The sequence below is a fragment of the Flavobacterium sp. W1B genome (assembly GCF_047344965.1).
Taxonomy (GTDB): domain Bacteria; phylum Bacteroidota; class Bacteroidia; order Flavobacteriales; family Flavobacteriaceae; genus Flavobacterium.
Window position 1 is genome coordinate 2391119 of record NZ_CP178845.1, and the last position, 18016, is coordinate 2409134.

The window sequence follows — 18016 nt, forward strand, 5'->3', positions numbered from 1 at the left end:
AGCCTAAAACCCCAATCTCGCCAAACGGCTGTTAGCAGACGTTATTTAATTTTCTCAATCTTTCTCTTTTATTTATTCTGTCAGTAAAGACTTTTTGTTCAATAGATGTACATTTCAATACAAGTAAATCAATTAAGTCTGTTAGAAAATTTAAAATCATAGGAACAGTTTCATAAATATATTCCCATTGAGATTCTGTATTTTCATAAGTACTAAATATAAAATTAAGATTTTGCTTTTCTGTTTTGTTATTTGGATTTCTGTCAGTAAATAGGTGTATAGCGTTATTTGTGATGTTAAATATGCTATCACTTTGGTTTTTATCAAATATGAATTCAAATACATCATCACAATCATATTTGTCATAGAAAAATATGTTTGTCTTTTCAATTAATATTTTTTTCTGTTCTGGAGTCGATTTTATGGGGTCAAAATTTACAGTATTATTGAATTTTTCAATAAAATCGGTCTCATTTAACATTCTCATTAAAACAATAAGTATTTCAAGAAAAGGTTTTCGTAGTAGTGTAAAACTAACAGTCATTCTCATTTTTAATGAACATAATAAACTTTCCTGAATTGAGTAACAAGTTTCTCTAATTAAGCCTTGTAATAATTGATTTCTAACAATATGATTTAGTTCATCTGTGAATTTATGTTCTTCAAGAAAATCAAATAATGGATTACTTTCTTCATCAATAGTTTTTATTAATTCACTATATTCATCAGGGAATTTTATAGTTTGTGTATGTAAATCTTTAAATACTTTATTTAGTATTAAATCTTCAATTTGAGTTATTAAAAACTCACAATAATCGTGCTTTTTCCAATATTCTTTTGGTAAATAATAATATTCTTTTCTTTTATTCACGATTTTTTTTGTTAATGTCTGCTAACGTCCTGGCGCTACAAGAGGTTTGGGATTAAAGATGCGAGTTTTTTCCATTATGCACAAATTTTCCAAGTACAAAACCATTTTTAAATTTAGCCTAATGCCCAAATCTCTTGTAACGGCTGTTAGTGGCAGTTTTTTTCAAATATTTTTCTTTAGAAAGAAAAACAATTCTGTTTTATCTTTAGGAACCCTTTGAAGTTTTAACTCTTCGAATTTTGAAGATTTCAATATTCCTGTCACCTCTTTTTGGGTAACAGATTTGCTTGAATTTTTTGTTTCTTCGAGATTAACTTTAAGTTGAGTATAATGAATTTTCAACCGATTATCGTAATTGATGTCGAAATCCTTTATAATTCCGATTTCATAAATCTTTTTCTTCCAATTATCTTCTAATATTAAGATAACATCACCGATTTTATAACCTGATTTCGTAATTAGATTGTTCAGAAATTTGTTTTTAGCTTTCCGTTCATTTTGCCTTTCCTCGATTGTTTTTATGATTATTTTTTTTTGCAATTCGCTATATCGTGGCAATTCATTTCTTTGTAAACTACCTAGTAAACTCTCTTCATCTATATTAATTGCATTTATTGTGGTCGAGTATTTTGGTACTTCAAAAGGGATGTTGTTTTCCAATACATACCTACGGATTTCTTCGGTGCTTCGATAGCCAGTTTGTTGTAACATCTTATCAGATATTGTATGACTGAATTCATGAGTAGAATAATTCAAGGCACTGGTTAATAACTTTGAATGGGTATAAATATCGAACTCAAAACTAGTTTTATATTGTTCTTCATATCTTTTGTCAAGCGCACGATCGTAGTGTTTTTGTTCTGTGTCGAACAAAAATCTATCTGCATAGATAAATAATGGCTCACCAGATAAATCCTCAATTTCTATGATGCAGTCATCTGGTAGTAGTTTTTTAATCATTCCGTTTAAAGTTCGTTTGGCAAATTCATAATGTTGAATGAATGAATGAATTTTTCTAAAATCAGTTCCATCACTTCTTTGTGAATTATAAATAAACGATACAAATCCGCTTCCTGTAGAATTTTGTGAATTATAAAAATATTTATTGACTAATACTTTTTCGTCGGTTGTTAGATTTTCCAAGTTAGCAATTGAAATTTCAAACTTGAGTCTGCAACTCAAGTTTGAAAATGCGTTCGCTAGCTGATATTCTAGCTTAATACTTTTCATTTTATTAGCTAATAAAATGAAGCCTACACAGTATCTATTGAAGTAATCAAAAAATTCTTCTTCAGAATGGTCGTAACTAATCATTTTTTATGTTTACTGGTTCTTAAAATTGCCACTAACGTCTCGTGGCTACAAGAAGTGGCGAACTTCGGAACTGCGTATTTTCTGTTAAGATAAAATTTCTTGCGGAAAATAAACGTGAATTTAGCACATTTCTCGCCATTTCTTGTAACCGCTGTTGTGCGACGTTATTTATCGAAAACCTTTAAATAATTTTTTCAAATCATTTTCAACTTCTTTCTTTATTTCAGATGTCATTTTATTAGTTAGTTTAGTTCTGAATTCCTGACAACAACAAGAAATATCTATTGAATCTTTTTTTGGTGTTGCTTTTGGTTTTTCATTATGTTTTGAACATTTTTCTCTTTCAAGATTTTGAGCAATTTTTTTTAAATCCATTTTATGTTTTTTTAAGAATGTTACATATTAAGTTTGATTAATTTCTAAATCAGGAAAATGGTCAATTTTACTCTTTAAAAAATATTTTGGAACTACATAACTTAAACCTAATGTTATAAATATTGAGATTATGAATTCAAAAATAAAGTGAGTCTTTATTAATTCCATTTCTTTTAACTTTTCCAATAATAAAATACTCCAAACAATTGAAATAACAAATGAAAATAATATTGCAATTTTTGAAGTTGAAATATTAGCTCCACTAATTGGGTTTAAATAATTATTTTGTGTCTTTTTATTAGCAAAAACAAAATAGACACGTTTCTTTTTTTTTAGTTTTAATGTGTTCTTTTCACAGTCGTTAACCAAAGTTATGAAATTTATGTTCCAGAAATAATAACCTTTACTCGACCAATACCAAAAAAGTGAACTTATATAGCCGAGAGTTATTAATATTATTTTTTCAGTATTCATATTTTCTGACGAGGCAATAGTATAATATCCCACAAATAAAGCTCCAATAGCTACATAGAAATACGTCATCCATTTATTGAAATTGTCGTAATGAAAATTTCTCGCATTTATTAAGAATTCATACCTTTCTTTTGGAGTAAGTTTTTTAACTTCTGTACTTGTATTGTTCATTTAATCAGTGTTTTAGGTATAATGTCGCACAACGTCCTGGCGCTACAAGAGGTTTGGGATTAAAGATGCGAGCTTTTTCCATTATGCACAAATTTTCCAAGTACAAAAGCATTTTTAAATTCAGCCAAATGCCCAAATCTCTTGTAACGGCTGTTACCTGATGTGCTTTTATGCGTTTTCTTTATTAATTTACATTGTTTACTATAAGTTTTTTATTAATTGTATTTAATCCATAATACAATTTTATAGTAAGTTCTTTTATTTTATTCTCGTTACTTAAATTATTGAGTTTGTATTTTTCTAAACTCTGTTCAAACTTTTCTCCTTTTCTATGAGCGGAGCCTGTTGAACGTATAGATTGAATTGCTTGTAATGATTCAATTGTCAAATTGATATCTTCTTTTTCAATTCCAATTTTTTCGAGAGTTACATAAAATAATGAAATAGAACCTTTAATTTCTTTATTGTCAATTTTTTTACCTGATATTCTTTCTAATAATTTTACGTTTATTGAGTCACAAAATATTTTTGCAAGAACTTGAATTTGCTCATCAAATTCTTTCCATTCTTCTGTTAATGGAATTCTCAATATTTTTAAATAATGTAAATCATTTTTTGTGAGTTCTAAAAATAAATTTTCTGAAAATTCTGCATTAATCGAAGAGTTTAATTCATCATAAGCCATCATTAGGTAAGAAATTGGAGATTGTTCGACAGTTGGAGAGGAAAACTTTGCTTCAAAATCCCTTTCAAACCTATGATGTGATATTTTTCCTCTAGGAGGAACGTTGTATTGTTTCCAATGTAATTGTTCGTTTTTTGGTAAACTGGATAAATCTCCTAGCCAAACTTGCACTAAATTTTCCGCTGTTATGTCTAAATCGATTCCCCAAAGATTGAGACAAGTAAAACGATGTGATGAAACTGTGTATTTTTTTGGTTCAGAATAATATTTCAATAATACTGATTTATTGAAATAAATTGGAGTTAAAAAATTTGGAGCACCTGTATCTTTAAAATAACTACTTAAGAGTTTTTTATTACAGGAAAATTCAATGTTTTTTCCATTTTCACTTATGTCATATATGAAATTCTCATAATCCGTTTCAAGTTTTTCAAAACTAAAGTTGAGAGTTGGCTTTTCAAATGGCTTAATAATGTCTTTGCCTAAAAGTCTTGAATAACTTTGAAAGCCCTTTATAAAACTTTCATTATAAACTTCAATATTATATGAACAGTCATCGTTTTTGAAAGATGCATCTTTACTTTCAAATGGCATTTTTTTTTCAAATTTCCTTCTATGGTCGTGAAATCTTATTAAATAAGATTTAGTAAGTGCCAAATAGTTTCTTAAATATATTGTGTTAATATAAATCTCTTCAAAATCTTCACTTTTAGTATTATGTTTGACTATTGCGTTAACGTCTCCGTTTGTTTCAATAACTTGAAATTCTTGTTTTTCTTCTACCCAAAATGCTTTATAGTAAAGTAAAAAATGTTGAATTAATTCAAATCTACTTGGAATATATGAATGGAAATCTCTTCGTATAACAAATGGCTTTAAAGTAAGACCTTTTATTTTATATTTTAAACTTTTCTCAAAATCCCATTCATTATTTAAGTTTCCATCTATATATGGAATACCAAATTCACTATTTATTTCCCAATCATTTCTTTTAAATAAAATTTCTTTTGATTTTTCATCTGGTGGAGAAACAAAACAACTAATAGTAGTTAAATCTTCATTTTTTCTAGAATCGTCAATTTTTGCTATTAATATCCAATCACTTTTTAAATAATCTTTTTCATCAATCCAATCTCCAAAAGATAAATATGAATATCCATCTATTTCATCTTCTTCAACTTTTTTAGGGTTTACAAAATCTTTAATTACTTTAGGTATTCTATTATCCATATTTAATTTTGATTTCTATTTATTCTCGTTTTTTGGAGCATATCAGGTAACGTTCTGGCGCTTGGCGAGGTTGGGGATTAAAAAAGCGATATTTTTCCATTAAACACTAGTCTTCCAAGTACAAAACCATCTTTAAATTAAGCCTAAAACCCCAATCTCGCCAAACGGCTGTTAGCGGTTGGACTTATTTCGCTATTATATTTTTTGTTTCCTTAAGAAGTTTAATAACTGCATCAATTGGCAAACTATCTTTTTTTTCTTCATTGAGAATACTTTCTTCACTTATCGAATTACCATTTGAATTAGAATTTAAATGATTTTCTAGAAGTCTATCGATTGCCATATTTACTCTTTTTGTTGAATCATTTATGTCTAATGATAATGAATTAATTGAAAGTAAAAGTCCTTCAATATATCTAATCTCATGTATATGTTTAGCGATAACTAATAATTGTCTTTGCGTTCTATTTAATTGAGTTATAAATCCCCACAATAATCCTCCAAATACAGGTATTGGAATAATTGATGCTAAATAATTTTTCCATTCTGGGAATTCTTTATTTTCATTCAGTTTATAAAAAATATAAATTTCTAATAGAATTATTGTTGAAATTATTAGTGTTATTAGAATTGAATATATCCAAAACATTAAATTTAATCTTTTGTGTTCATCCTTAATTGGGGATAAGCATTCCGTAAGTTCTTCAAATGTTGATTTTATTTTATTGTTCCATTCAACAATAACATTTTCTTTTTTCTTTTTTTCTTCTAATTCGGTTTGATAGTTTTTTATCTGTTCATTAGCATTTAAAATTGCTATTTCCTTTTCTTTAATTATTTTTTTGTGTTGTGCAATTTCATCTTGTGACTTTCCTTCAATATTTTTTTGATGAGCAAGATAATTTTGTAAGTCAGCTTTCTGTTTTTCTAACTCTTTGATTTGCTCATCATAGAACTTTTCAGAATTATAAATATGCCCTGAATTCGCAACATAAATATTAATCTTATTTTTTATATTTCTTATTTCAGATTGAAGTATTCTTGTTAATTGTTTTAATTCATTTACATTATCGAATTCTAAATTATTTCCTATACGTAAGCTATCATATATTGCGGAAAGTTTTGAATATATATAGTGCAATTCTTCTGTAATTAAATCAGAAATAATTAGAATATTATTTATATTTTTATTGCTTATGGTATTAATTTCATCACGTAAATTTATTAATTCCATTATTAATTTTTTTTCAATTAAATTCCCAAAAATTTTATTTGAAAGTAATGAAATAAGATTTTCGATTATAGAAATATTGTCTTCATATTCCATCAGTCTTTTTTTTGCCTGCCCCATTTATTTTTTTATATGTTAAATCGATTTTTTATTTCGTCATTTTTTTTAGTCTAACCGCTAACGTTCTCGGGCTTTGCGTTCGGGCGGGTTTCGGAGCACAAAGCTTCAATTTATTACTAAAGTTTATTAACAGCTCAAAGCTACAAGTTTGTACGTCAGCCCGCCTGACGCAAAACCCGTGTTATGCGTTGCCATTTTCTCCATTTATATATTTGTTAAAGTCAAACAGCCCGCCATTAACATCGTCAACAAATTGTCTTACTGATTTATTTATGGGTTCAATTTTATATGGGTCGTGAATTAGTCCGAATACTTGTCCTTTGTTATTAATTGCTATGTAGTTTCCATCTTCAAGGTCTTTTATTTGGTAGAAAGTCTTGCCGTCAAAATCAAATTCTCCAAGATTGGTTAGGTCAAGCTGGTCACAAGTAAGTCCGCTAACAAGTTTTTCAATTTGTGTGTCTGCGGAAAACTTGCTTTTACTTTTCTTAAATGAGGACATGTCAACTTGAAAGTTATCGAAGTCCATAATGTTTTTTTCAAATTCAAAACCTATCCAAAGTCCTTCGTGAATTGTGATGTTTAATGGATATGCTTGTCCGCCTTGCTTAATAACTATATTCTCTAATTCAAAATGCTTGCCTTTGGTCATTGACTTGTCGGATTGAGAAGGTGCAAAGCCGATAGAATAGAAATTACCTTTCATTGCATGGTTTACAGAAAATCTTCTATAAAGACCTTTGTCAAGTCCATCCACTAAAAACTTGAACTCGGCAGGCAATTGCGAAAAGACTTGTCGGAAAAAGTCCAGTGCCTTTCCGTCAATTTTCCAACTTGTCTTTTTAAATAGTCCGAACATTATTGTCTGTCGTTTTATGGTTACGCATAACGGTTTGGCGCTTGGCGAAGAAGCGGATTTCGAAGCACTAAACTGTCTGCCAGCACTGAACTTGATACGAAGCACGAATCTTCATTTAAGCACTGAAACCGCTTTTTTGCCAAACGCCTGTTATGCCCAGTTATCCTTTCGTCCATTGTAGTTCGATATATTTTGTACAGTCGTTTTTCATATCTTCAAAACAGTCGAGTAAAATTGCTGAACCACCTTTTTTCACTATGTCTTTAACTGTTTCATACGTTTCTTCAGCTCCTTTTGGGTCTTGTCCAGCTAAGTCAAAAATTATATTGTCAGTCTTTGAAAGTGTGGCGTATAAACATAGCAGTCGCCTTGGTTTTCCAGCTAGTGTATTGACTTTTGTCTTTTCGTTTATCCATTCAATTTCATAAATTTTTTTCGCATATGGACTGTCTAAATTTGCATTTTTTTTTAAGTATTCTCCAACTGTCACTGGATAAAAAAGCCGTCTTAGTTTGGGTTCAATAAAATGCTCAACAAATGTCAAGTTTTTATGCACAATAACATTTTCGTCTTTCGTCTTGCCACAAAAAATGTCTTTGAGGAACACTTCTGTCTCGAAGAAATGCTGCCCGTTGAATAAATACAAAACAACAATTTCTCCCACGTTCAAGTCGAACGGTGGTATGTAAAAAGTGTCTGTCTTTATTCCCTTATTTTCAATTAGCATTCTGTCGTTTTATAATTGGGCATAACGTCCCGCGGCTTCACGAGGTTGGGGACTTTGGAATAGAGTTTTTTCTGCCAAAACGAAGATATGAAATAAAACGATAATTCCACTAAAACCCCAATCTTGTGAAACCGCTGTTAGTGGCTGGTATTTATTGTTTTTTCGTCTATATTAATCTTTTGCTTTTGAGTAGATTCGTTATGAAGTTTCATTTCTACTTGAACGCTTAATGAGTCAACAGAAGAATTTATTCTAAGCAGGTCAGTCCGTATGCTGTCTATTTGTTTTTGTTCAATTTTTGTGTCAAAAAGAAAAGGTGATAAAAATGAAAATAATAATGCAATGAAAGCAATTATTAAAGACCACCTTGCTATTTTAATTTCTCTAACATGTCTTTTTTCGTCAAGCGTAACAAAATTGTTTTTAACTAAAATATTTAATTCAGTGCCAACAAAAATATAGCTTCCTGTATATCGTTTAACATGTTCATAGATGTTTGTCGGTATAGGTTGGTCTACAAGATTAACTTTTTTAGTGTCGAGATAATTTTGGTCTATATTTTTTGAAGCAAAATTTTTGGTTCCAACTGTCTGTTCAGAATTTGAGTGTAAAAATATTAAATCTGATTTCTCAAGATAGTTTATTAAAGCAACTGTTTCAAAGAATTCACTAACAGCATCCTTATCAGTATTTAAATGCCAGAGAGATATTGATTTATTAGCTTCGTCAATTTTTATACCTCTATCTTGTAAAATGCTGTTGGTGATAAATGTCAAAACATTGGCATTCTTTGGGTCGATTTTCACAATTTCTGTGATTATCTTTTTTTCAAATTCACTAAAAGTTCTCATATTATCTTAATTCTGTGTTTGTTCACCATACTTGCCACTAACGTTTCGGCGCTTGGCGAGATAGGGGATTAAAGATGCGTTATTTTTCCACTAAACACTAATTTATCCAAGTACAAAAGGATTTTTAAATTCAGCCTAAGACCCCAACCTCGCCAAACGGCTGTTGTGCGTTCGGTTTTTTATTTATCAATATTTTCCTTTTCAATATATTTTGCTATATTTTTTCCATTTGTAAGAAGCAAATAACCAATAATAATTTTGATAAAATAATAGATTAGCCAACTTGTATCGCTATAATCTTTTAATAAGCTTTTTTGTCGGAAAAAGTCAAATAGTCTTCCGAAAAAACTTGGCAAACTTTCAACTAAAATTATTCCACCAATAAAAATTATTGCAATTGTCAAAACTGTTGAGTTTTTTATATTTAAATCTATTCTTTCTTCTGCAAAATTATTTTCAAGTTTCAGTTTTTCAATAATCCAATTTGTTTTGAAAAGAAAAACTCGAATGATTAAAATGTAAATAAAAATTGTACCCAAAAGTATTAACCAAAGCAATAGTAAACTTTCAGTATCTAAACTTCCATTTGTATATGATAAAGTTGTAAAAAATTGAGGAAGTATTGAAGTAGAACTTAAAAATATCCACAAACCAATAATTTTGATTAGAATTGTCCAAAATGTTTTAATCTGCATATTTTTCGATTTATGTTTTCGTTTTTATGTTCGTTCCGCCAAACTGACGCACAACGTCTTGGCGCTACAAGAGGTTTGGGATTAAAGATGCTAATTTTTTCCATTATGCACAAATTTTCCAAGTACAAAACCATTTTTAAATTAAGCTAAATGCCCAAATCTCTTGTAACGGCTGTTGGCAGATCGGTTTTTTATTTTATAATTTCTTTTATTTCCTTTTCAGAATATTTAAAACTCTGTTTTTTTCCGTTTCTGTGTTCTATTTCGACAATGATTTTATTATAATTTAATGGAACAATATTTCGTACTAAATTTTTATAATACAGATTAACTATTTTTTCAGCGTGACCTTTTGCATTTTCTTTATCGCTGTCCAACAAGTCACTGTTAGTTAATGTAATCTGATAATTTTCTTTTTTATTGTCAGTTCTGATTTTTCCTTGTTTAGCAACAAATTTTTCAGGTTTATATAAATTACCAATTTCCCGAATTTCATCATCCATTTTTTCGATGGTTTCTAAATTCTCAGTTTTTCTTTCTTGATCATTTACAACATTTTCTTTACAAGAAATTATAGAAGTTAGTATTAAAATATATAGATAATTTTTCATTCATTTTTTGTTTTTCGTTCTGTTTTTCTAAACTGTCTGCCAACGTCCTGGCGCTACAAGAGGTTTGGGATTAAAGATGCGAGTTTTTTCCATTATGCACAATTTTCCAAGTACAAAACCATCTTTAAATTGAGCCAAATGCCCAAATCTCTTGTAACGGCTGTTAGCCGCTGGGTTTTTATTCATTCAGTTCAAAGTACTTTTCTAAGGTATTAAATGTAAAAACAGATTTCACAAATATATCTTCTAAAACTTTAATGTAATTATCACTTTCAATATTAAAATATTTAAGAGCTTTTTCGCAATCTTTATTCGATTCACTGAATGTATGAGCAATTAGACCTGACCGCAAATTTTGCAGGTTTCTTAAAAATTCGAACATATCAGGAATTTCCATTCCTTTTGATTTTAAAAACTTTTCAAATTTAGCAATACCTCTGTCTCTTAAATCTAATTCTAGTCCTTTTGCAAGTTCTTTTTCGTTTAACCTATCAACAGTAAGTTTTACTATAGTTAAGGTTTGTTCACAAAAAGCTTTCACATTATTAGATGTGATTTTATGCAATGCGGTTAATAAATATTCATCTTTTGAAGACAATGGTTTATATAATTTCCAACCAAATTTGGTTTCCCATTTTTTATTAAAGCTTTCATATTTTGATTTGAAAAATAAGTCAAGAGTTTCAGGTTGTTCTGCCCATTGTCCTTCTATCATTGTTCTATAATACGTTCGGCTAATATTCATTCCTTCTTTAGGGGGAATATTATACTGTTTCCAATGAAGCTGTTCAGTTTCAGAAAGAATCCTTAAATTGGTAAGAAAGACAGGAATGTATTCATCTACATTATTATCTATCTTTAATCTAAAAAATTTTGAACTTACACTAAATCCATCAACTTCATATTTATTAGGTTCGTTATAATATTTGCTTAATACTTCTTTTTTGAAATATGTAACTTTGAAATGGTTTCCGTCAGTTTCTTCACAATTTTCATAAATTAATTCGCCTTCATCATCAACTCCTACAATAAAACTTTCATTTTTAGATTTTCCTAAATCAAAATGTGATTGCTTAATTTCGTTGGGTTTAATAAAGACTTTTCCCATAATCCAACTTTGGGTTTTGTCGGATACAAATCTTATTAAATGGCTATAAATAGAATCATTTTTCTTTATCAGCTCATCCTTGTGTTTAATATCCCATTCTGAAGGTATTTTTTTGAGAAGTCTCATAAAATCATAGCAAACTACAAAATTCATATCTCTAACTGTGATATATTCTTTTAAGTATTTGATTTTTACCTTAATTAATTTTGGTTCGATTGTTAGAACTTCTTCTAATTCTCCATAATCGCTAACATAATAGAATGTGCGATTTTGTTTATCATTCCCTTTTTCATAAAGTCTGAAATAAAGAATAAATTCTTCTGCTACATCTATATATTTTATTGATGTTTCAGGTAATGAAAATGTTTTGTAAAATAAAAAAGGTTCTAATCCTCTCTCGTCATTAGTTTTGTATGTATTATCGCCATAAAGAGATGGCTTTCCCTCATAGCCCATAGTCAGTGGCCAACTGTAGTTTTTACTATATTTTTTAACCTTGTTATTTGAAATTAGACAACAATATATCGCCGCAGAGTCGTCAAAATCTTTTGAGTCATCTTCGTATATTTTTAACCATCCATTTTTGATTGAAAATTTGGATTCAATTTCCTTTATTTTGTCCTCTAAAAGGAAATAATCTTTTTCCATATTTTATTCGATTCTCCGATTTTTTTTAACCTTGCGGCTAACGTTTCGGCGCTTGACGAGATTGGGGATTAAAGATGCGTTATTTTTCCACTAAACACTAATTTATCCAAGTACAAAAGGATCTTTAAATTCAGCCTAAGACCCCAACCTCGCCAAACGGCTGTTAGCGGATGTATTAATTCAGAGTGATGTTGTTTTCTTCTCCAATTTTTTTTAATCTTTCAACATACTCAATATTAATTTTTGATTTAGATGTTTTTATTTCTTCTGTTCCATCAGGATAAACTGTTTTTGAAACATAATCTTCAGGATTCAAAGCACTCAAATATGCTTTATTTAGCAATTCTTTTGCTTTTTCAATTTCACCAACTTTCAGAAATATTTTAATTTTATAAATTTCAGCAGTTGTTAATCCAACTTTTTCGTCATTTAAAATTAATTCTTTTAGCGAATTTAAATCAATATTTTTTTCAATAATTGGTTTTAAATAATTCTCTAAATGTTTATAAATCTCTATTTCTAAATTTACTTTTTCTTTAGTATTGTTTAATTCATACCAATAATCATTTCCTTTTACTACTTGTCCAAGTCTAAAGCATATTTGACAATCATATTCGCGAATAAATTTGGGTATTTCTTTATTCCAATTCTCTGCATATAATTCAGCAACAAAAAAACCAATGTTGAAAGTAAATGAAACATTATCTTGATGATTCCATCTACTTTTTTGAATATTTACAACTTGAGTTAATTCACTTGTCTTTTTATTAAATCCGTTTCCATTTTTTTTAAATCCTAATTCTTTAAAAAATGGAAAAACAAGATTTTTCAATATTTCATCGAATTCCAATTGTAAATTTCGTTCGGCTTTAGTTTCTTTTTTAAATAAAGACTTAAACATAAATTCATTTTGTTTATTATTGTTTTGCTTTTCGGTTCTCAAATATATCCGCTAACGTTCCCGCGCTTTGCGCTGTTGCGAAGTTCGGAACTGTTTGTTTTCAGCTAAGATAATATTTCTTGCGAAAGAAAAACGTCTGGCTTGCACAAAATTCGCAATAGCGCAAAACGTGTGTTACCTGCTGTTTTTTTTTATTGTATTTGTATTCCATAAATATATACATTCATTCCTAAATATTCCGTTTCAGAAAGAATTGTCATATGGTTTTTCTTCGCTACGTTTATTGAGTCAAGATTTCTTTTGTCTATAATTGAAATAAACTTTTTTGAAATACTATTTTCAAGTCCAAATAATCGCATTTGGTTTGCTATTTCAGTTCCAAATCCTTTTTTCCAATATTTAGGTTTAAGTGAATAAGCAATCTCGTATTCTTGGTTATTTTCAATATTTCTTACTAAAATTCCGCCCATTCCAATAAATTTTCCACTCACATTTTCAATAACTGCTAAATGTCCTAAACCTTCATTCTCATATCTTTCTAATTGCTTATTTATCCAACCTTCGGAAAGTTCAGAAGCAGTTTTTGTTACATCAATTCCTAAAAATGAAAGACTGTTATTTTCTTCAAAAAATTCTTTCCAACTTTCGATGTCATTGATTGATAATTTTCTGAAAGTTAATCTTTCCGTTTTTTGATTGAAATATTTTTGGTTGTTAAATTTCATTTAAACGCGTTTTTTTAAAATAGCAGGTAACGTCCTGGCGCTACAATAGGTTTGGGATTAAAGATGCGAGTTTTTTCCATTATGTAAAAATTTTCCAAGTACAAAACCATTTTTAAATTAAGCCAAATGCCCAAATCTCTTGTAACGGCTGTTATGCCTCGTATTTTTTTATTTCATATATTTTCTAAAGGCTGATACTGTTTGGAAAATAAAAAAAGCTAAGATTATTTTAAGAAAATAATCCAAAAAATGAACAATAAAGCTAAAATTTGCATTTTTTGGATAAATTCTACTTAGGATATGTGTTGGATTCATAAGTTGGGGGAGTGAGCTAAAATTTTCACTGTAAATTACCCAAGTCCTATTTAAGCTACAATAATTCAAATTAATCGAATAACTCAATTCATCCGAAATTCCTACAATGATTAAAAAGTGGAATATTAGTAAAAAAAGGAATGAAAGCAAAACTGGTTTTAGCCAATTTAAACCAAAATCATTTGTTTGTCCTACCCATAAAACAAATCTATTTATGTTGAAAATTCTTTTATACCATTTTACTTTAATAAAAGATTCTTGTTTATAGGTTCTCATCTCTAAAGCTTTAAAATGCAAAGAAGATATTCGATTCCCTTGTTTGTCTAAAGCATATTTTAACTGTCTATATATTTCTTTTTTTTGTTCAAAAGTATGATGCGACGTCGTGGAGTCAGTGTTTAATTTATTATCGTCAAACCATTTTACGTTTGCTGTAATAATCTCTGTTAATACACTATTAAATATTTTAATTTTTTCAAAAGTGTTGAAAAAAACATTAAAAAAATGAAATTTACCTAAATTAGAATGTGCAATTGTTATTATAGAATTCTTCCCAAATGATTTTGCGGAAATTATTGAAAGTGTGGAATAATTGTAGAAAAAATCAAATATTAGATTATTAAAATTGCAATGATTAAAAACAATATTACTGTTATAATTGTCACCAGAAATCTTTGTATTAAGGATATTTGAAGAATTGAAATAAAGTGCACCTTCAAGTTGCTTTGAGACTTTAATAACTATTTCATTAATTTCATAATTGTTACCGTTTATAATAAACTGCTCACCAAATTTAGCAGAAGATATATGTACCTTATTTAATGTTCCTTGTTTTTTGTTTGTTTCGTCCCAAAGATTAAAAGTTATTGACTTTTTAAAAACTGTACCAATAACTGTTAAATTTTGAGAAATCGGAACAGCTGTAATAAATAAGTCATCATTAAATTCACCATCATTAAAAATTAAGTTTTCAACCTTTCCTGCCCAAATATAAATATCGTCATTAAATTTTGCATCAGTAAAAATGAATGAATTTACTTGAATGTTTTCAAATCTTATTTTTGAATTTATAAATGAATTACCACGAATTGAAATATTATTTATAATCTTTGCAAGTCTAATATCAAATTGATTATTTACAGTTGAATCGTTAATTTGAAAACTGCCTATCGAACAGATTATTGTTTCTACTTTTAACGAATTAATTATTGAATTATTTTGGATGTCAATTCCTCTCTGAATTTCATTTTCTCCGTTAAAATATAATCCTTCAATTGTTGTGTTTGAAAATTCAAGATGAGAATTGTTAAAATTAAACTCATATTCGTAATTTTCAGCTTTACAGTTGTTTAATGAAAAAGATTTTTTAAATATGCAATTTATGAATTTAATACCGCAATTTAAATCTATATCTTGAAATATTACAACATCATCAAAAATGCAGTTCTCAATTATTACCCCTGTTGCTATAATATTATTTTTCAGGTCAACTTTATTAGTGATTTTTTGGTCAATAATTTTCAAAGGTTGTCCCGCTAGAATAATTTCAATTTCAAATTGATTTCCTGTCATTTTCTACGGTTTTTTAATATGAGGCATAACGTTCCGCGGCTACAAGAAGTGGCAAACTTCGGAACGAATTATTTTCCACTAAGATAGTATTTCTTGCGAAACGCAAACTTGAATTTACTACGAAATTTGCCATTTCTTGTAACCGCTGTTAGTGGCTGCCTTTTTAGCTTTCCAGTTTCATTTTCATCATTATGTCAGTCTGTTCGTCGTCGCCAAGCCTAAAAATATGTTTGTCGAATTCTACAAAGCCATTTTTCTTGTAAAAACTTATTGCTCTAGGATTTTCTTCCCAAACACCTAACCAAACATATTCCGAGCCTTTCTGTTTGGCAATTTCGATTGCTTTATCATAAAGTAGTTGCCCAACACTTTTTCCGTGAAATTCTTTTGAAACGTAAATTCTCTCAATTTCCAGAGATTTATTATCTTTTAATTCAGTTTGTGAATCTCCAAAATTGACTTTCAAATAACCAATAACTTCATCTTCCAACTTGGCGAAGTAAAACACAGAATTTTTATCACTCAATTCTGCGGTTAATTTTTCTTTTGAAAAACCTTCTTCCAAATAGTTTTTCATGTTTTCTTCAGAGTTAGACTCTGAGAAAGTTTCTTCAAAAGTCTGTCTGCCAATTTTCTGTAATTGATTGATTTCTGTTAAGCTTATTTTCTGGATTTGGATATTTGACATTTTATGCAGAGTTGTTTAAAGGTTGCCACTAACGGTTTGGCGCTTGGCGAAGAAGCGGATTTCGAAGCACTAAACTGTCTGCCAGCACTGAACTTGATACGAAGCACGAATCTTCATTTAAGCACTGAAACCGCTTTTTTGCCAAACGCCTGTTATGCCCAGTTATCCTTTCGTCCATTGTAGTTCGATATATTTTGTACAGTCGTTTTTCATATCTTCAAAACAGTCGAGTAAAATTGCTGAACCACCTTTTTTCACTATGTCTTTAACTGTTTCATACGTTTCTTCAGCTCCTTTTGGGTCTTGTCCAGCTAAGTCAAAAATTATATTGTCAGTCTTTGAAAGTGTGGCGTATAAACATAGCAGTCGCCTTGGTTTTCCAGCTAGTGTATTGACTTTTGTCTTTTCGTTTATCCATTCAATTTCATAAATTTTTTTCGCATATGGACTGTCTAAATTTGCATTTTTTTTTAAGTATTCTCCAACTGTCACTGGATAAAAAAGCCGTCTTAGTTTGGGTTCAATAAAATGCTCAACAAATGTCAAGTTTTTATGCACAATAACATTTTCGTCTTTCGTCTTGCCACAAAAAATGTCTTTGAGGAACACTTCTGTCTCGAAGAAATGCTGCCCGTTGAATAAATACAAAACAACAATTTCTCCCACGTTCAAGTCGAACGGTGGTATGTAAAAAGTGTCTGTCTTTATTCCCTTATTTTCAATTAGCATTCTGTCGTTTTATAATTGGGCATAACGTTATGGCGCTTAGCGAGGTTGGGGATTTTAAAGCAGAGTATTTTCTGCCGAAACGAAGATATGATAAAAAACGTTAATTCCACTAAAGCCCCAATCTTGCTAAACGGCGGTTAGCAACAGTAATTATTTTATTTGATATTTCGTTTTGTTTAGATTTCCAATACTCTCAAACATTTTGAATTCGATTCCTTTTTTTAAATCCCTACTGGCGGTTGCTGATGACAAATCTTTGAATACATTCATATAATCTTTTCGAGTAAACTCTTTTAAACCAAGTTTTAAAAAGTATTCTAATCTATCTATATCTTTTAAAACTCTATTATTGTAATTAAGTAAACTTTCTAATGACTTTTCAATAACACCAAGCATATACTCAATAAAATGAGTTGATTTTCCCGATTTATCACTTAAAGCTAGTGATTTATAATATTCATCTTGTGTTTTACTGATTAATGTTTCAAATGGTAAAAATTCAAAAACGGGATATTCACTAATCAAAATTAATGTTTGCCACAATCTTCCCATTCTGCCGTTACCATCTAAAAAAGGATGGATAAATTCCATTTCATAATGAAAAACACAACTTTTTATTAATGTTAATTCCTCTGAATCTTTAAGATATTCAAATAAGTCTTTCATCAGATATGGAACATTTTCATAAGGAGGAGCAATGTGTTCTACTTTATTTCCTTTAACTATTCCAACACCTTGTTTTCTATATTTTCCAGCACTTTCTATTAATCCTTTCATTAATTCAAGATGTGCTTTTAAAAAGCTTTTATCTGATGAAAATTTATACTCATCTAGTTTTTCATAAACTTTGATAGCATTTAAAACTTCTAATACATCTTTTTCAGGACCAATTACTCTTTTGTTTTCAATTAAAGCAGTAATTTGTTCCTCAGTTAATGTATTGCCCTCAATTTGTAATGAAGAATAAATTGTTTTAATTCTATTCTGCTTACGAAGTTGAGGAGATTGCTTACTTAGATAATTTGCGTTTATTTCACCAATTTTTTCTGAAATGGAAGTTATCAGTTTTAGAATTTTTGGAGTTATGTCGTAAGGTGGATTCATTGATACTATCAT

At 29.0% G+C, this 18016-nt stretch carries 18 protein-coding genes; all 18 read right to left on the reverse strand.

Annotated features, from left to right (window positions below; translation table 11 throughout):
* Positions 1-31 precede the first annotated feature (31 nt).
* Positions 32-871 (reverse strand): hypothetical protein, encoded by an 840-nt coding sequence (locus tag ACMDB5_RS10380; protein ID WP_413998187.1) that lies wholly within the window; start codon positions 869-871, stop codon positions 32-34.
* A gap of 162 nt (positions 872-1033) precedes the next feature.
* The gene (locus tag ACMDB5_RS10385; protein ID WP_413998188.1) at positions 1034-2185 is read right to left on the reverse strand and encodes a hypothetical protein; all 1152 of its coding nucleotides are present in this window, start codon (positions 2183-2185) and stop codon (positions 1034-1036) included.
* Between the two features lie 168 nt (positions 2186-2353).
* On the reverse strand, positions 2354-2560 hold the full coding sequence (locus ACMDB5_RS10390) for a hypothetical protein (protein WP_413998189.1): 207 nt from the start codon (positions 2558-2560) through the stop codon (positions 2354-2356).
* Between the two features lie 27 nt (positions 2561-2587).
* Positions 2588-3205, reverse strand: a complete 618-nt coding sequence (locus ACMDB5_RS10395) for a hypothetical protein (RefSeq protein ID WP_413998190.1) — start codon at positions 3203-3205, stop codon at positions 2588-2590.
* A 184-nt stretch (positions 3206-3389) separates the two neighbouring features.
* Positions 3390-5120, reverse strand: coding sequence for a hypothetical protein (locus ACMDB5_RS10400; RefSeq protein ID WP_413998191.1), 1731 nt, complete (start codon positions 5118-5120; stop codon positions 3390-3392).
* Between the two features lie 184 nt (positions 5121-5304).
* Entirely contained in the window at positions 5305-6447 is a 1143-nt protein-coding gene (locus ACMDB5_RS10405; RefSeq protein ID WP_413998192.1) for a hypothetical protein, read from the reverse strand.
* Positions 6448-6652: 205 nt separating this feature from the next.
* Entirely contained in the window at positions 6653-7330 is a 678-nt protein-coding gene (locus ACMDB5_RS10410) for a hypothetical protein (RefSeq protein ID WP_413998193.1), read from the reverse strand.
* 160 nt (positions 7331-7490) lie between these two features.
* Positions 7491-8057 carry a hypothetical protein gene (locus ACMDB5_RS10415; RefSeq protein WP_413998194.1) on the reverse strand — a complete coding sequence of 189 codons (567 nt, stop codon included), beginning with the start codon at positions 8055-8057 and terminating at the stop codon, positions 7491-7493.
* A gap of 137 nt (positions 8058-8194) precedes the next feature.
* A complete protein-coding gene (locus tag ACMDB5_RS10420) occupies positions 8195-8908 on the reverse strand; it encodes a hypothetical protein (protein WP_413998195.1) in 714 nt (237 codons plus the stop codon).
* A 179-nt stretch (positions 8909-9087) separates the two neighbouring features.
* A complete protein-coding gene (locus ACMDB5_RS10425; RefSeq protein ID WP_413998196.1) occupies positions 9088-9603 on the reverse strand; it encodes a hypothetical protein in 516 nt (171 codons plus the stop codon).
* 191 nt (positions 9604-9794) lie between these two features.
* Positions 9795-10214: a hypothetical protein gene (locus tag ACMDB5_RS10430; RefSeq protein ID WP_413998197.1), complete on the reverse strand. Its 420-nt coding sequence runs from the start codon at positions 10212-10214 to the stop codon at positions 9795-9797.
* A gap of 178 nt (positions 10215-10392) precedes the next feature.
* Positions 10393-11970, reverse strand: coding sequence for a hypothetical protein (locus ACMDB5_RS10435; protein WP_413998198.1), 1578 nt, complete (start codon positions 11968-11970; stop codon positions 10393-10395).
* Positions 11971-12145: 175 nt separating this feature from the next.
* A complete protein-coding gene (locus tag ACMDB5_RS10440; RefSeq protein ID WP_413998199.1) occupies positions 12146-12871 on the reverse strand; it encodes a DUF4304 domain-containing protein in 726 nt (241 codons plus the stop codon).
* 191 nt (positions 12872-13062) lie between these two features.
* Positions 13063-13596 (reverse strand): GNAT family N-acetyltransferase, encoded by a 534-nt coding sequence (locus tag ACMDB5_RS10445; RefSeq protein WP_413998200.1) that lies wholly within the window; start codon positions 13594-13596, stop codon positions 13063-13065.
* Positions 13597-13764: 168 nt separating this feature from the next.
* Positions 13765-15483: a hypothetical protein gene (locus ACMDB5_RS10450; RefSeq protein WP_413998201.1), complete on the reverse strand. Its 1719-nt coding sequence runs from the start codon at positions 15481-15483 to the stop codon at positions 13765-13767.
* A gap of 163 nt (positions 15484-15646) precedes the next feature.
* Positions 15647-16171 carry a GNAT family N-acetyltransferase gene (locus ACMDB5_RS10455; RefSeq protein WP_413998202.1) on the reverse strand — a complete coding sequence of 175 codons (525 nt, stop codon included), beginning with the start codon at positions 16169-16171 and terminating at the stop codon, positions 15647-15649.
* 162 nt (positions 16172-16333) lie between these two features.
* Positions 16334-16900, reverse strand: a complete 567-nt coding sequence (locus tag ACMDB5_RS10460) for a hypothetical protein (RefSeq protein ID WP_413998194.1) — start codon at positions 16898-16900, stop codon at positions 16334-16336.
* A gap of 150 nt (positions 16901-17050) precedes the next feature.
* Positions 17051-18004 (reverse strand): Fic family protein, encoded by a 954-nt coding sequence (locus ACMDB5_RS10465; RefSeq protein WP_414000379.1) that lies wholly within the window; start codon positions 18002-18004, stop codon positions 17051-17053.
* Positions 18005-18016 lie beyond the last annotated feature (12 nt).

Excerpts from the sequence above, each read along its gene's own strand:
- ACMDB5_RS10430 (WP_413998197.1), bottom strand. The coding sequence starts at position 10,214 with ATGAAAAATTATCTATATATTTTAATACTAACTTCTATAATTTCTTGT.
- ACMDB5_RS10410 (WP_413998193.1), bottom strand. The coding sequence starts at position 7,330 with ATGTTCGGACTATTTAAAAAGACAAGTTGGAAAATTGACGGAAAGGCA.
- ACMDB5_RS10445 (WP_413998200.1), bottom strand. The coding sequence starts at position 13,596 with ATGAAATTTAACAACCAAAAATATTTCAATCAAAAAACGGAAAGATTA.
- ACMDB5_RS10455 (WP_413998202.1), bottom strand. The coding sequence starts at position 16,171 with ATGTCAAATATCCAAATCCAGAAAATAAGCTTAACAGAAATCAATCAA.
- ACMDB5_RS10435 (WP_413998198.1), bottom strand. The coding sequence starts at position 11,970 with ATGGAAAAAGATTATTTCCTTTTAGAGGACAAAATAAAGGAAATTGAA.
- ACMDB5_RS10390 (WP_413998189.1), bottom strand. The coding sequence starts at position 2,560 with ATGGATTTAAAAAAAATTGCTCAAAATCTTGAAAGAGAAAAATGTTCA.
- ACMDB5_RS10425 (WP_413998196.1), bottom strand. The coding sequence starts at position 9,603 with ATGCAGATTAAAACATTTTGGACAATTCTAATCAAAATTATTGGTTTG.
- ACMDB5_RS10400 (WP_413998191.1), bottom strand. The coding sequence starts at position 5,120 with ATGGATAATAGAATACCTAAAGTAATTAAAGATTTTGTAAACCCTAAA.
- ACMDB5_RS10395 (WP_413998190.1), bottom strand. The coding sequence starts at position 3,205 with ATGAACAATACAAGTACAGAAGTTAAAAAACTTACTCCAAAAGAAAGG.
- ACMDB5_RS10415 (WP_413998194.1), bottom strand. The coding sequence starts at position 8,057 with ATGCTAATTGAAAATAAGGGAATAAAGACAGACACTTTTTACATACCA.
- ACMDB5_RS10405 (WP_413998192.1), bottom strand. The coding sequence starts at position 6,447 with ATGGAATATGAAGACAATATTTCTATAATCGAAAATCTTATTTCATTA.
- ACMDB5_RS10440 (WP_413998199.1), bottom strand. The coding sequence starts at position 12,871 with ATGTTTAAGTCTTTATTTAAAAAAGAAACTAAAGCCGAACGAAATTTA.
- ACMDB5_RS10465 (WP_414000379.1), bottom strand. The coding sequence starts at position 18,004 with ATGAATCCACCTTACGACATAACTCCAAAAATTCTAAAACTGATAACT.
- ACMDB5_RS10450 (WP_413998201.1), bottom strand. The coding sequence starts at position 15,483 with ATGACAGGAAATCAATTTGAAATTGAAATTATTCTAGCGGGACAACCT.
- ACMDB5_RS10420 (WP_413998195.1), bottom strand. The coding sequence starts at position 8,908 with ATGAGAACTTTTAGTGAATTTGAAAAAAAGATAATCACAGAAATTGTG.
- ACMDB5_RS10385 (WP_413998188.1), bottom strand. The coding sequence starts at position 2,185 with ATGATTAGTTACGACCATTCTGAAGAAGAATTTTTTGATTACTTCAAT.
- ACMDB5_RS10460 (WP_413998194.1), bottom strand. The coding sequence starts at position 16,900 with ATGCTAATTGAAAATAAGGGAATAAAGACAGACACTTTTTACATACCA.